The sequence below is a fragment of the Cohnella sp. GCM10027633 genome (assembly GCF_042675445.1).
GTDB lineage: Bacteria > Bacillota > Bacilli > Paenibacillales > Paenibacillaceae > Cohnella.
Map to the genome: position 1 here is coordinate 136,157 of NZ_JBHTGV010000013.1, position 13,040 is coordinate 149,196.

A 13,040-nucleotide genomic window follows, 5' to 3' on the forward strand; every position below is an offset into this window, starting at 1 on the left:
CACTCCAAGTGCGGCAACCGGACCGCCTGCGCGCGTCCATGGCATTGCCGTCACGTTAATTTAGGCCGGCAGCGGGAATCGAACGACGAGCGTTCTCGCTTGCGGCTTCTCTTCGGACAGCTGCTCTAGCGCTACATGTCCGATGCCGTCCAGGCATTGCGTTAAATCCGCGTTCACGCTATCCGCTGCCGCTAACTCTCCGGTATACGCCAGATCGACCTGCAAGCCGGATTCGGACTGCGACAGCGACAGCTTCAGTACGTTATCGTAGCTCGAGGCCGCGCCCGTTCTTACCCGAATGACGTTGATCATCCCGATAATCGCGAGGGCGAGCTTGTCCGTATCGTAAGGCGCCCGATCCAGCTGCAACCCTTCCTGTACCTCTACGTCGAGTCGCATCGTGTCGCACATCGTACGGAACGACAGCAGATAGATCGACAGCTTCGGAATGCCGAAATGGGACAACCGGCTGTCATGGTCCATTCGCGCTCGAATGCGATCCACGATCGCCACGGCTTTATCGGGCTTGTTCAAGCGCAAATAGCCGTACAGCACCTGCAACTCGTTCATCCAATCGTGCCGATGATGGCTAAGCGTCTGGATCACCGAAGCATGCGCATGGTCGAGCAGCCGCTCGTAACGCTCGCGATCCCTGCGAGACGCCGCGTACATTAGGATACCCCCAAGCGCGACGCTCCAAATCACGAATAGAGCAAGCGGCCACCATGGGTCCGGCCAGACGAATATCGCCGCGATGGGCAACGCGAGCGAGGAAGCCGCGAAGATTTCCCAAGGCGTTAATTTCCTTACCTTCATTCGACTTCCCCGTTCCTCTCAGCCCTTCGTTCGTTCCGACGGCACGTCTTATCGCTTCCTCAGTATAGCACGAGGGCTCGCGGCGTCACCATGAGTACCAAGTCGCGTCGCCGTTTACGCAAAAACCCGGCCATGATTACGATGGCCGGGTGTTCTCGGTGCCGTATTAGACTTCAAGAGCAGCGGCTACTGGCGCTTGCTCGAGCGGGTATACGCTCACTTTCTTGCGATCGCGTCCCCAACGTTCGAATTTCACGACGCCGGTCACGAGCGCGAACAGCGTGTCGTCTTTGCCGATGCCGACGTTGTTGCCCGGGTGGATCTTGGTGCCGCGTTGGCGTACCAGGATGTTGCCCGCGAGAACGTTTTGTCCGTCCGCACGTTTAGCGCCAAGGCGCTTGGAGTGCGAATCGCGTCCGTTCTTCGTCGAACCTACCCCTTTTTTCGAGGCGAACAACTGAAGATTCAGCTTCAACATAGTGTCAACCTCCTTTTTCCGCAAAGGTTACTTTTATTTTGACGTACTTGCCGTATGCATCCGCGATGGATTCCAGAGAAACGAGCATGCCTTCCAGCAACAGCTGGACTTGGGCGTTCCGGGCTTCGTCGTCGCTGATCGGCGTTACCACCTTCAACAACCCGTCTTTCTCGGATACCTCGGCATCGGGCGCGAGCCCCGTCAATTTCTCGATGGCGTTCACCGTTCCCGTCGCGACCGCCGACACGCCGGCGCAGACGATGTCTTTGCCCGGGTCGTCGTAATACGCGTGACCGGATACGGTAAACCGCGTAATATGGCTACGTCCGTTCCGCACGAGCGTAATCTTGATCATAAGGCCACCTCTTACGCCTTGATGCTCTCGATCGTCACTTTCGTGTACGGTTGACGATGACCTTGCTTACGCTTGTAGTTCTTCTTAGGCTTGTACTTGAAGACGATGATCTTCTCGCCTTTGACTTGTTGCTCGACTTTGCCCGTTACGGACGCGCCGGATACGAGCGGAGCACCCGTCGTAAGACCGTTGCCGTTGGATACCGCGAGCACGCGGTCGAACGTGATGCTGTCGCCTGCGTTAGCCGCAAGCTTCTCGACGAAGATAACGTCGCCTGCTTGGACTTTGTATTGCTTGCCGCCTGTTTCGATAATCGCGTACATTCTGTTGCACCTCCTCATGTCTAAGACTCGCCTCATGGGGTGCCGGTTGCCGCAGCTTCGTTCAGCCAGGGCAGCGCCGGTCTTGTCGACCCGGTGGAGTGCGGTTGTAGCCTGCAAAACTTCAGATTGCACGCACTAACGTAGTTTATCATAATGCCCAAATGAATTCAACCGTAAACTTAAGCAAACCTTGCAAGCCTTCGAAAGTCGCGAGGAATGATGCCGAACGGGTTATCGCACGTAAATCTTCCCGCTGCCTTTGCAGGCGGCGCACGTCTCGTAGAAGTAGTTCATCGCGTTCGCGCGCGCCTTCTTGCGAGTAATCTCGAGCAAGCCGAGACGCGTCCATCCGACGACTTGGCACTTCGTGCGGTCCTTCTTCATGGTCGTCTCCAGCCGTTGCACGACTTGGTGCCGATGCTCCTCGGTTTCCATATCGATGAAATCGACGATGATGATGCCGCCGACGTCCCGTACCCGGAGCAACCGGGCGATCTCCTCCGCCGCTTCCCGGTTCGTCTGGAATACCGTCTCCTCGAGCGAGGCGGTGCCCGTATACTTGCCGGTGTTCACGTCGATTACGGTAAGCGCCTCCGTCTGGTCCCACACCAAGTACCCGCCGCTCTTCAGCCAGACGCGCGATTGGAACGCCTTGTCGAGCTGTTCCTTGATGCCGAACTTCTCGAACATCGGCTGCGGTTCGCCGTAGAACCTGACGCGGTCCTGCAGTCCGGGGACGGCTTGCCTGACGTATTCCTTCGCGTCCTTCGCGCGCGCTTCGTCGTCGATGATCAATTCTTCCGTGTCGGGCGTAATGACGTCGCGGATAAGCCGCTGCACGAGCCCCGAATCCCTATGCAACTCCGCGGGCGCTTCCGATCGCGCGCTGCTCGCCGCGACGTCCTGCCATTTCCGCCTTAATCCGTTCAAGTCCTCCTCGAGCGAGGCGCGGCTTTCCCCCTCGGCGTTCGTCCGCATGATCAGCCCTTCGCCATCCTGGCGAATGTCTTCCGCCAGACTCTTGAGGCGAAGGCGTTCCGATTCTAGATCGATCTTCTTCGATATGCCGATATAATCAGCGCCAGGCATGAAGACGAGCCAGCGGCCCGGCAAGGAGAAGTGGGTCGTGACGCGAGCGCCTTTGCCGCCGAGCGGCTCTTTCATAACCTGCACGAGCAGTTCGTCTCCCGGCTTGAGCAGATCCGAGATGGACGGCTTGTCCTTCGGTTGCTTGTCCAAGTGGGGGTGCAGCGCGTCGTCCACGTACAGGAACGCGTTCTTGGTTAATCCGATATCGACGAAAGCAGCTTGCATGCCCGGCAGAACGTTGACGACTTTCCCTTTGTAGAGATTGCCGATGAGCGACGTTCCTTCGACTTTCTCCACGCTGAATTCCGCAAGCTTTCCGTTCTCGAGCAAGGCCGATTGGGTAACGTTTTGCGAGCAATGGATGAACAGCTGCTTCATGCAAACCTCCCGCTGGTTGCGCTTTTCTTTATTTTACATGAAAAAACGCAAATCCGCATTCCCCGATGTCAGTCTGCCGAGAAACCCGTCGATTATCGTCTTCTCGGGCACGACCTTCGCGATCTTCCCGCGGCGCATGACGTAGACGAGATGGTATTGCTCCTTCATGAACAGCCGAATGACGTGCGCGAGCGGACGATCTTCCGCGATGACGATCGGACGGGACAGCACGCCCCGGTCGATGCGGCTGTCCGATCGCTCGCTGCGGTGGACGAGAAATCGCAAAAAAACGAACGGAACGTTGCGCATATACGTCCAGTTGGACGCGCACAGAAACAGCCCGACCGCGAGCAGGTTCAAATGCACGAGCCCGCCTCCCAGCAACGGATAGAGCGATCCGAGCACGATCAGGCCGCTGAAGACGAGACTGATTCTCGCGCACCACATCAACGTTCGGTGATAAGGCGTATGCAAGCTCATCCACGCCTGGAGCATTCTGCCTCCGTCGAGCGGCAGTACCGGCAACAGATTGAACGCGCCGATGAGCAGATTCGCCCTAACGAACGCTTCCACCCAGACGGGGTCCGCCAAGCCAGCTTGTCCGAGCATCCAGCCGGCGCCGCATAGAATCAAGTTCTGCGCCGGTCCCGCGAGCGCGACCCAGATTTCTTCCCGCGCGGGCAGCGTCCCCGCTTCCTCCACCTCGACGACGCCGCCGAACGGCAGCAGCTTGACTTCCCTCACCGTCCAGCCGAAGCGCAGAGCCGCGAGCAAATGCCCGAGCTCGTGCCATAAGACGATGACGAACAGCGTGGCCAGCTCCATGAACCGTCCGGTCGCGACCGACGCGATCATGACGAGCACGAACAGCGGGTGCAAGCGGAACGCGATGCCCTTCCATTTAATCAAAGGGAACCACTTCCGTCGGATTCAGCTTCTTCCCGTTCTGCTGCACGGCGAAATAAAGCGAGCTTTCTCCTCCCGCTTCGGTCGCCGCTTTCAGCTCGCCGAGCTTATCGCCCGCTTCCACCCAGTCGTTCTCGCCGACCGCGGCGCTCCCCAAGTTGCCGTAGACCGATAAGACGCGGCTCGGATGCTCGACGAGAATGGTAACGCCGCCTTCTCCCTCGGACTGAACCTGCAGCACGCGTCCGGCATACACCGAGACGATGTCGCTTCCGCCGGGAGCGGCGACCTGCACTCCGCTTCCGCTCTGCGCGAACGTCTCGACGACTCTGCCCTGAACGGGCGGCACCGTATCCTCCGGCTTCAGCGAGACGCTCGCTTCCTTCGTCTCCACTCCGCGGGGGGAGAACGGCAGGAACGACGGCGAGCCGCCGAACGTATCGCCGTACCAAGCCTCGATCGCCTCGAAGTCCATATCGTTGGATACGGAATCGATCAGCCATAGCTTCGCTTCCCCGCTGCCCGGAAGCTCCAGCTTCATTCCCCCCCAGATACCGCCGAACAGCAATCCCGCGATGAAGATGCGGATCGCCATCCCGCGCGCCCAAGGGGACAAGCCGCTTCGGCCGGGCGCGCGGCGCAAGTCCGGCGCGCGAGACGTCGGAGGCAGCCCTTTCATGCCCGTCCATTGGCTCGCCGTATCGTATTTCATCGTCCGTTGCTTCTCTTTCCACCAGAGCTCCGGATCCGGATCGTCGTACGGCATGATCGGCGACATCGGAGGAAGCTGCGCGGACGGAGGAGCAAGCGTCGTTACGTGCTCCGCTTTCATCTGCGCCTCTACCGGCGCTGCCGGGACCGGCAGCAGCGGGTCCGCCGCTTCGTCGTTCCCCTTCGTCTCCATCTCGTCCAGCAGCTGCTGTATCCGTTCACGCCTGCGTTCGCGCACGTTGTTCCGCATCGGCATGGCAAGCCCTCCTTGTCCTTCTACCCTACTACCACCTTATGGCGGACAAGGGGCTTTTAGACTTCTGGGCGGGTTCCACGGGTTTCGTCGACGAGTAGGAAAAGGGACAAGTGTCTCCTGGAGAGCGAAGCGGCTGCTTTTACGGTCCCGAACTCTCCGTTATAACGGGGTTCCCATTTCAGAGTTCGGGATCGTAACGGCAGCGTAAACCAGCTAATGTTTGTCAAGCATTGGCGTCTTGGCCTCTGGAAAAAATCTTGTTATAATTCTGTACATACCAAATAACCCCCGTTGCAGCGGAGGTATTGGTTAATTATGGATTATGCAGTGTAGGGCAATCCCTTCTTCAAGATGGCGTATATGTGATGCAAGAGCTTGTTAGCGCAAGCAATCACCGTCACCTTATAGGGCTTGCCCTCTTCTCTTTTCTTATCGTAGTACGCTCGTAGCCTCTTGTTGTTACTTCCCCTAATTCCACATTGCACCGCCAAATATAGCGCTCTTCGCAGCCTTTTAGAGCCGCGTTTGGTGATGCGGGTGCTGGACGCTACGAATTGTCCGGAACTATGCACGCTCGGATCTAGCCCTGCGTAGGCTACGAGTTGTTTCGGATCCTCAAACTGCCCTGCATCCCCGATTTCCGCTATTAGCGAGGCCGCTAGTTTATCCCCGATGCCTGGAATTGTTTTTAGCAACTCCACTTCCGGAATTCCTTTCGCCTCTTCTTGGATTCTCATCTCCAGTTGACTCAATTGTTCTTGTTGAGCAAGCAGGATCTCTACCATACACAATAATGCTGTCCCTTGAGCGGCACTTTGCTTCCGAGGGAGTTGTAGGTTTTGGATTCGCTCTACTTTCGATTGAATCCATGTCTTCCCGTGGGAAGTGCCTGCTGTTTCGCGTATCACTTCCTCCGTAATGGCCACCCCCTGAAGCACTTGAAGTAGCACACGCAAAGAAGTCTTGGAAAACAGATCATGGAACACACCTTCATAGGCCGGGCAAACTTGATCCAACAGCGCCCTCGCGTTCAATTTCGACTGAACGAATTGAGCCGTCATAAACTCATGCTGCCTCGTCAGGTGCTGCATCTCTGTTATTTGATCCGCCCACCTTCGGTGAGGCTTTACATCGCCACGATAGTACATCTCGGCTAAATGCCATGCATCTGCCGCGTCCGTTTTAACTTTGCGTAACTGTGCGCTTTTTGAGCGTTTAGACAACAAAGGGTTTAAGATGAAATGCTCGACATTCATCTGCTCCAAGTAGGCGACGACCACTCTATGGTAGTGCCCGGTTGCTTCCAAAACAACAACGGGCTTGGCACTCGTGTGCTCTTCTAAAGCATGAATGACGGAGACTAGCCTTTCAAGCCCACCTCCGGCATGCCGAATGGTTTCCGATTTTCCATATGCCTCACCACGCTTCGTAAACGCTTGAAATACACTAAAATCCTTCGCGACATCAAGTCCAATAACCGGTTTCATGTCAACTCCTCCTGATGTGAAAATAGCCGGCAAACCCACGATGGTTCCAAACCCATAGCTTCGCTTGTGATGCGAGGTCAAATGCCCCAACCAGCTCAAACATGGTCATTGGAGGTAGTGGGAGAACAGTTTACGCTGCGGGGTAAAATCCCCTAGGAGATACGCGTTCTCCCGGCTACCGCCATCATAGATTGCCTATAAAAAAAGGCCAACCAGAAATAACTGGCTGACCTGATAATACGAAGGAGATACTTCGTCCCGCTCCGGCCACCGTCGACAACAAAAAGAACTGCCCCCAATGGAACAGTCCCTTGTCCGCTATAGATCCATCTGATACTTCTCCTGGTGCGCCCGAATGCTGAACACCAGCCCGATCGACAGCATGTTCAGCAGCAGCGACGTTCCGCCGTAGCTAATGAACGGCAGCGTAATGCCCGTCAGCGGCATGATTCCGATCATCATCCCGATGTTCTCGAAGATCTGGAACACCATCATCGAGGCGATCCCGATAATGACGAACGACCCTCGCAAGTCGATGCACTGATACGCGATCAGGATCATTCGGTAGATGAACAGGAAGTATAAGAGCAGCAGCACCGCCGCCCCTTGGAAGCCGAACTCCTCGGCGATAACGACGAATATCGAATCCGAATACGTATACGGAATGAACTTGCGGTTCTTCGACTCGCCCTGCATATAGCCGTCGCCCGCGAGCCCGCCCGAACCGATGGCTATCTGCGCGTATTCCGACTGCCGGCGATCGTCCGCCGAAGCTTCCTCCGGGTGGATATACGTGTTAATCCGCTGGTACCAGTGCGCTTTTTCGTGCTCTTGCATGTAAGTTTTGATTTCTTCGTTATACGTATTGAACAACGTAACGAACAGCATCAAGCCGCCGACGACCGCCACAAGTCCGATCATCACGTAGGAATAGCGGATGTTCCCGATCCAGAGCATGCCGAGCACGATGAAAATATAGATGATCGCGTTGCCCAAATCCGGCTGAATCATGACCAGCAGGAACGGAACGAACACCATCGCGGCCACCAGCATGACGTCGCTGCGCATTCTGAGCGGGTCGCCGAGCCGTCTGCCGAGCACCGCGGCGATCGTGATGATCAGGAAGATTTTCATGATCTCGGCAGGCTGGAATTGGAATCCGCCCGGCAAGATGAACCATCCCTTGGCCCCGTTGATCTCCGGAGCGAACAAGTACACGGCAACGAGCAGAATGATCCCGATCGCATACCAGACGTACCACATTTTCAAGATGAGACGGTAATCGATCAGCGTGCTGAGCACGATGACGACGAAACCGACGCCGAAATAGACGAGCGTCTTCAGATCGTAATTCGGATATAGCGGATTGCCGTGCGTCGCGCTACGGATTAGAATCGCGCTGATGCACATGAACGCCGCGAGAATGAGCAGCATCATCCAATCCATTTTCTTCCATCGGTTCAACAAGCTCCGATCAACCCATTCCCAAGAACTTCTTTACTTTGCGGAACATGCCGGCTTTTTCCTCCAACTGAGACAGCGGAACGGTTTCCCCCAGAATGCGGCGCGCGATGTTGCGGTATGCGATAGCCGCGCGGGAGTTCGGGTTCATAACCGTCGGTTCCCCTTGGTTAGCGGCTTTGATTACTAATTCATCATCGGGTACGATGCCGATCAGATCAATGGCCAATACTTGGCAGATATCGTCGATCTCCAGCATGTCTCCGCTCTTCATCATGTTCGGCCGAATCCGGTTGATCACGAGCTTCGGCGAGGAGATATGGCTCTTCTCCAGCAAGCCGATGACGCGGTCGGCGTCGCGAACGGCGGCGTTCTCGGGCGTCGTGACGACGATCGCTTGCGACGCGCCCGCGATGGCGTTGCGGAAGCCTTGCTCGATGCCCGCCGGGCAATCGATGATGACGTAATCGAAATCCGGCTTCAAGCTTTCGATAATCTGCTTCACCTGATCCGGCGTAACGTCGTTCTTGTCTTTCGTCTGCGCCGCCGGAAGCATGTACAGCTCGTCGAAGCGTTTGTCTTTAATGAGCGCCTGGTTTACCCGGCACCGGCCTTCCGCGACGTCGACCAAGTCGTAGACGATCCGATTCTCGAGCCCCATGACGACGTCCAGGTTACGCAAGCCGATATCGGTATCGACCATGCACACTTTTTTGCCGAGCAGCGCGAGCGCCGTTCCCAAATTCGCCGATGTCGTCGTCTTGCCGACACCGCCCTTGCCTGAAGTGATTACAATCGCTTCTCCCATGACGTTACACTCCTTTGAACTGCATGACTTCCTTGCGGTGACGGCCGAGGCTCGTCATCTTGTCGATGGCCATGGCGCCGTCCTTCAAGAACGCGTATTCCATCCAAGGCTCCGCGGACGTCCATTCGTCGGGCGGCCGGCTGATAACGTCCGCGATTCGAAGCTGGGTCGGCGTCATCGAGGACGCAGCGATGATCGCATCCGTATTGCCGGAGGAGCCCGCGTGAACCATGCCCCGCAGCGCACCCAGAATATATACGTCCCCCGTGCAACGAACGATTCCGCCAGGATTGACGTCGCCGAGCAGGAGCAGATTGCCTTCGAATTCCAGCGTCTGGCCGGATCGGACGATCGTGGCTACCGTCCGCAACCCCGGCGGTCCGGACAACTCCTCCGGTTCGGCCGGCGCGTTGCTCTCGATCGATTGAATCAATAGATTGCCTTGCTTGCGTAATATGGCGCGCAGCCGCTCTTGGTCGTCCTCGTCCAACTGCCTCGCGCCCAGCTTGACGAACACGTGTATGATCGGTCCCGTGAATTGCTGCACGTGCTTGTCCAGCTTCGCGCCGAGTTCTTCCAAGAGAGCTTCGAATTCGCATTCGTCGTCCAGCAGAAAAACAAGCCCTTCTTTAATTCCCTTGATCGTAATGTGCGACTTGACGGCCATCTTTCCGCTCCTCCCTACGGATATTGAAATTCTGCCAAGATAAGCCGAATTCCTGCTTACTCCGAATTGTCTTCTCCCGAGGATTGGGACGGTTTCACCAAATAACGACGTACGGGCACGTAGATAACAAGGGCGAACAATAGCTGCAACAGCGACGTCGGTGCGACCTGCCAGTAGAAGACGAAGCTATAAGGCAAGTCCGTCAGACGGAAAAGCTTGTAGATCAAATAGACGATCGTATCCAGCAAACCGCTGCCGATGACGACGATCCAGACGAAAAAACCGAGCGTGAACGTTCGACGCTCCGCGAGCAAGCCGGCCGCATAGCCGAGCAAGCCCATTCCGAAGCCGTATGGGCCAATGAGGTGGCCATAGAATAGCAGATCTTGCAGCAACCCGAAGCCGAGACCGAATAAGAACGCGCGGTGACGGCCGGCGAAGCCGGAGACGAATAACGTCATGATGAATGCGAAATGCGGCAGCAGCCTGTCCGTCCACTCGGGCGGAACGAGCCACGGCACGATAGCGTTCTCGACGAGCAGCAACAGTAGCGTCCAGACGACGACCCGGTTGATCCTCATCGTCAAGGACCGTCCACGTCGGGCACGACGACGACGAACACTTCCCGCAAGTGATCGAACTTGGCCGCCGGCGTAATGATCGCCGTATGCGTCAAGCCGAAGTCGCCGACTTGGCGGCTCTCGACCGTGCCGATAACGATGCCTTTCGGGAATACGTTGCCAAGACCCGAAGTGATGACTTTATCGTCCTTGGCGAGCGGATCGCGTTCGTCGATCTTCGTCATCTGAAGCGTGCCGGACTCCTCTTCGTATTCGATGATTCCGAACGATTCTGTTTCCTTGCCGAGCACCGTCGCCGATACCGGCATCCCCTTGGAGGAACTTTCGTCCAAGTCCGTAATCAGCTTGACGGTCGACGTGAACGTCGAGACGTGGCTGACGATGCCGACGAGACCGTCGATCGTCGTGATCGCCATCTCGGGCTTGACGCCGTCGTTCGAGCCGAGATTGATCTTGATCGTCTTCTCGTACGGATTCGAAGTCGTTCCGACGACCTGCGCGATCAAGTAACGATAGTTATCCAATTGCTTCTGGCGTTCGGTGAACGAGAGCGCCTCTTGCAGCCGCTTGTTCTCCGCCTCCAGCGAATTGAACCGAATCTGGTCTTGCGTATATTGGGCGACCGTCTGGCGAAGGAGTTCATTCTCCTTATACACGTCGGAAAGCCGGCCGAGGTCGCGGAAGAAATCCGCGACCGCTCCGACCGGCCGGTAGAATACGCCTTGTGCAGTCCCGACGGCATCGTTGATGAACTTCTCGGGCCAAGTGAGTTTCTTGCGCCCGAGCGTGAATCCCATGAGCGCGATGAACACGATCAACCCGATCATAAGAATGAACAATCTTTTGTTGCGCATTAATTTAAAGATATCCGCTCACCTGCTTTTCCGTCCCATGGGCTGAAGCTTGCTTGCTTAACGCGATCCGCCTTTCGATTTGAACAACCCGATATTGTCCAGCGCACGTCCCGTGCCGATAACGACGCAGTCGAGCGGGTTCTCCGCCACGAGTACGGGCATGCCCGTCTCGCGCGCGAGCAGCTTGTCGAGGTTGCGCAGCAGCGCGCCGCCGCCGGTCAGGACGATTCCCCGGTCCATGATGTCGGCGGACAGCTCCGGCGGGCACTTCTCGAGCGTGATCTTGACCGCGTCGACGATCGAGTTCACGGTGTCGGACAACGCTTCGGTCACTTCGTCCGACGTGATGGCCAGCGTCTTCGGCAAGCCGGACACGAGATCGCGGCCGCGAATTTCGATCGATTCGAGCTTGTCGAGCGGAAGCGCGGAGCCGATCTCCATCTTCAATTGCTCGGAGGTGCGTTCTCCGATCATCAGATTGTACAGGCGCTTGATGTAAGAGATGATCGCGTCGTCCATCTCGTCGCCCGCGATGCGGATCGACCGGCTCGTAACGATGCCGCCGAGAGAGATGACCGCCACTTCCGTCGTTCCGCCGCCGATGTCGACGACCATGCTGCCCGTCGGTTCCCAGACGGGAAGATCGGCGCCGATCGCGGCCGCGAACGGCTCTTCGATGATGAACGCTTCGCGCGCGCCCGCTTGCTTCGTCGCGTCTTCCACGGCGCGTTTCTCGACGGCCGTAATGCCCGACGGGACGCATACCATGACGTTCGGATGGCGCGGGAACAGCGTCCGCGGCTTTTGCGCCCGGCGGATGAAATATTTGATCATCGTGGCCGTCGTCTCGAAGTCGGCGATGACGCCGTCCTTCATCGGACGGATCGCGACGATGTTGCCCGGCGTGCGGCCGATCATCTTCTTCGCTTCCGTGCCTACGGCTTCGATTTTTTTCGTATCGGTACGCAGGGCGACCACGGACGGTTCCCTGACGACGATTCCTTTGCCTTTAACATAGACGAGCGTATTAGCCGTACCTAGGTCGATACCCAGATCTCGCGTGAATGCCATGTTGCTACCTCCTGCTTTAACCGCGACTGCTAGGATGACGCCGGGAGGGGCGTACCAGTCGTCGGGACAATCCTTCTTATTATATTACAAGCATCCCGTCTCCTTCAAACTCGTATAGCGATTGTCACCGATTACCAAATGATCGAGCAATTCGATCCCGATCAGCTCTCCGGCTTCGGCAAGGCGCTTCGTCAAGACGATGTCCTCCTGGCTCGGCGTCGGGTCTCCGCTCGGATGGTTATGCGCGCACAGAATCGAAGCGCTGCTGCGGCGAATGGCCGCCCGGAACAACTCTCTCGGATGGACGATCGAAGCGTTCAAGCTCCCGATCGATAGCGTCTGACGGCCGATCACTTGGTTCTTCGTGTTCAAGAACAGGCATACGAAGTGTTCTTCCCGCAGATGGCGCATCTCTTCCATGAGGAGATTAGCCGCATCCTCCGGACACGAGATCTTGACCATGTCCGGGAGCCGCGACCTTGCGACCCGCCTGCCCAGCTCGATCGAGGCTTGAAGGAGAAGCGCTTTGGCCGGACCGACGCCTCTGATGTGCGTAAGCTCGTCCCAATTGCTCTCCGCGAACTTGCGCAAGCCTCCGCATTCCGAGAGGATGCGCTGCGCCAGATGGACGGAAGACTCGTCCCTCGTCCCCGTTCCGAGCATGATCGCGAGCAGCTCCGCGTGGCTGAGAGCGCTTGCCCCGTGTCGTTGCATTCTTTCCCGCGGCCGTTCTTCGGACGGAATCTCCCTAATTCGAAACGAACGTTGTTCCATACCGCTTCGTCCTGCTTTCCATAGC

15 protein-coding genes and 1 other annotated feature are annotated in these 13,040 nt (G+C 57.1%); all 15 genes read right to left on the reverse strand.

Features of this window, described 5'->3' with window-relative positions:
• Positions 1 to 60: 60 nt before the first annotated feature.
• Positions 61 to 816 carry a Spo0B domain-containing protein gene (locus ACFQZG_RS22785; protein WP_378156745.1) on the reverse strand — a complete coding sequence of 252 codons (756 nt, stop codon included), beginning with the start codon at positions 814 to 816 and terminating at the stop codon, positions 61 to 63.
• 166 nt (positions 817 to 982) lie between these two features.
• Entirely contained in the window at positions 983 to 1,294 is a 312-nt protein-coding gene (gene rpmA / locus ACFQZG_RS22790) for a 50S ribosomal protein L27 (RefSeq protein ID WP_378156747.1), read from the reverse strand.
• 4 nt (positions 1,295 to 1,298) lie between these two features.
• Positions 1,299 to 1,649, reverse strand: coding sequence for a ribosomal-processing cysteine protease Prp (locus ACFQZG_RS22795; protein WP_378156749.1), 351 nt, complete (start codon positions 1,647 to 1,649; stop codon positions 1,299 to 1,301).
• Between the two features lie 11 nt (positions 1,650 to 1,660).
• Entirely contained in the window at positions 1,661 to 1,972 is a 312-nt protein-coding gene (gene rplU / locus ACFQZG_RS22800) for a 50S ribosomal protein L21 (protein ID WP_378156751.1), read from the reverse strand.
• Positions 1,973 to 1,985: 13 nt separating this feature from the next.
• Positions 1,986 to 2,088, reverse strand: a sequence feature (ribosomal protein L21 leader region).
• A gap of 115 nt (positions 2,089 to 2,203) precedes the next feature.
• The gene (locus ACFQZG_RS22805) at positions 2,204 to 3,439 is read right to left on the reverse strand and encodes an Rne/Rng family ribonuclease (RefSeq protein WP_378156753.1); all 1,236 of its coding nucleotides are present in this window, start codon (positions 3,437 to 3,439) and stop codon (positions 2,204 to 2,206) included.
• A gap of 33 nt (positions 3,440 to 3,472) precedes the next feature.
• Positions 3,473 to 4,348: a M50 family metallopeptidase gene (locus tag ACFQZG_RS22810; RefSeq protein ID WP_378156755.1), complete on the reverse strand. Its 876-nt coding sequence runs from the start codon at positions 4,346 to 4,348 to the stop codon at positions 3,473 to 3,475.
• Complete coding sequence (locus ACFQZG_RS22815) at positions 4,341 to 5,312, reverse strand: peptidoglycan DD-metalloendopeptidase family protein (protein WP_378156757.1); 972 nt, start codon at positions 5,310 to 5,312, stop codon at positions 4,341 to 4,343. Before ACFQZG_RS22815 ends, ACFQZG_RS22810 begins: the two co-directional genes overlap by 8 nt.
• A 320-nt stretch (positions 5,313 to 5,632) precedes the next feature.
• Positions 5,633 to 6,799, reverse strand: coding sequence for an IS110 family RNA-guided transposase (locus tag ACFQZG_RS22820; protein ID WP_378156758.1), 1,167 nt, complete (start codon positions 6,797 to 6,799; stop codon positions 5,633 to 5,635).
• A gap of 318 nt (positions 6,800 to 7,117) precedes the next feature.
• Positions 7,118 to 8,266, reverse strand: coding sequence for an FtsW/RodA/SpoVE family cell cycle protein (locus ACFQZG_RS22825; RefSeq protein ID WP_378156760.1), 1,149 nt, complete (start codon positions 8,264 to 8,266; stop codon positions 7,118 to 7,120).
• A 7-nt stretch (positions 8,267 to 8,273) separates the two neighbouring features.
• On the reverse strand, positions 8,274 to 9,068 hold the full coding sequence (gene minD, locus ACFQZG_RS22830; protein ID WP_378156762.1) for a septum site-determining protein MinD: 795 nt from the start codon (positions 9,066 to 9,068) through the stop codon (positions 8,274 to 8,276).
• 4 nt (positions 9,069 to 9,072) lie between these two features.
• Positions 9,073 to 9,735 (reverse strand): septum site-determining protein MinC, encoded by a 663-nt coding sequence (minC, locus tag ACFQZG_RS22835; RefSeq protein WP_378156764.1) that lies wholly within the window; start codon positions 9,733 to 9,735, stop codon positions 9,073 to 9,075.
• A 56-nt stretch (positions 9,736 to 9,791) separates the two neighbouring features.
• On the reverse strand, positions 9,792 to 10,316 hold the full coding sequence (gene mreD / locus ACFQZG_RS22840; RefSeq protein ID WP_378156766.1) for a rod shape-determining protein MreD: 525 nt from the start codon (positions 10,314 to 10,316) through the stop codon (positions 9,792 to 9,794).
• Between the two features lie 2 nt (positions 10,317 to 10,318).
• A complete protein-coding gene (gene mreC, locus ACFQZG_RS22845; protein ID WP_378156768.1) occupies positions 10,319 to 11,170 on the reverse strand; it encodes a rod shape-determining protein MreC in 852 nt (283 codons plus the stop codon).
• A 57-nt stretch (positions 11,171 to 11,227) separates the two neighbouring features.
• The gene (locus tag ACFQZG_RS22850) at positions 11,228 to 12,241 is read right to left on the reverse strand and encodes a rod shape-determining protein (protein WP_378156770.1); all 1,014 of its coding nucleotides are present in this window, start codon (positions 12,239 to 12,241) and stop codon (positions 11,228 to 11,230) included.
• Positions 12,242 to 12,325: 84 nt separating this feature from the next.
• On the reverse strand, positions 12,326 to 13,015 hold the full coding sequence (gene radC / locus ACFQZG_RS22855; RefSeq protein ID WP_378156772.1) for a RadC family protein: 690 nt from the start codon (positions 13,013 to 13,015) through the stop codon (positions 12,326 to 12,328).
• Positions 13,016 to 13,040 lie beyond the last annotated feature (25 nt).

Excerpts from the sequence above, each read along its gene's own strand:
- ACFQZG_RS22785 (WP_378156745.1), bottom strand. The coding sequence starts at position 816 with ATGAAGGTAAGGAAATTAACGCCTTGGGAAATCTTCGCGGCTTCCTCG.
- rpmA (WP_378156747.1), bottom strand. The coding sequence starts at position 1,294 with ATGTTGAAGCTGAATCTTCAGTTGTTCGCCTCGAAAAAAGGGGTAGGT.
- ACFQZG_RS22795 (WP_378156749.1), bottom strand. The coding sequence starts at position 1,649 with ATGATCAAGATTACGCTCGTGCGGAACGGACGTAGCCATATTACGCGG.
- rplU (WP_378156751.1), bottom strand. The coding sequence starts at position 1,972 with ATGTACGCGATTATCGAAACAGGCGGCAAGCAATACAAAGTCCAAGCA.
- ACFQZG_RS22805 (WP_378156753.1), bottom strand. The coding sequence starts at position 3,439 with ATGAAGCAGCTGTTCATCCATTGCTCGCAAAACGTTACCCAATCGGCC.
- ACFQZG_RS22815 (WP_378156757.1), bottom strand. The coding sequence starts at position 5,312 with ATGCCGATGCGGAACAACGTGCGCGAACGCAGGCGTGAACGGATACAG.
- ACFQZG_RS22820 (WP_378156758.1), bottom strand. The coding sequence starts at position 6,799 with ATGAAACCGGTTATTGGACTTGATGTCGCGAAGGATTTTAGTGTATTT.
- minD (WP_378156762.1), bottom strand. The coding sequence starts at position 9,068 with ATGGGAGAAGCGATTGTAATCACTTCAGGCAAGGGCGGTGTCGGCAAG.
- minC (WP_378156764.1), bottom strand. The coding sequence starts at position 9,735 with ATGGCCGTCAAGTCGCACATTACGATCAAGGGAATTAAAGAAGGGCTT.
- mreD (WP_378156766.1), bottom strand. The coding sequence starts at position 10,316 with ATGAGGATCAACCGGGTCGTCGTCTGGACGCTACTGTTGCTGCTCGTC.
- mreC (WP_378156768.1), bottom strand. The coding sequence starts at position 11,170 with ATGCGCAACAAAAGATTGTTCATTCTTATGATCGGGTTGATCGTGTTC.
- ACFQZG_RS22850 (WP_378156770.1), bottom strand. The coding sequence starts at position 12,241 with ATGGCATTCACGCGAGATCTGGGTATCGACCTAGGTACGGCTAATACG.
- radC (WP_378156772.1), bottom strand. The coding sequence starts at position 13,015 with ATGGAACAACGTTCGTTTCGAATTAGGGAGATTCCGTCCGAAGAACGG.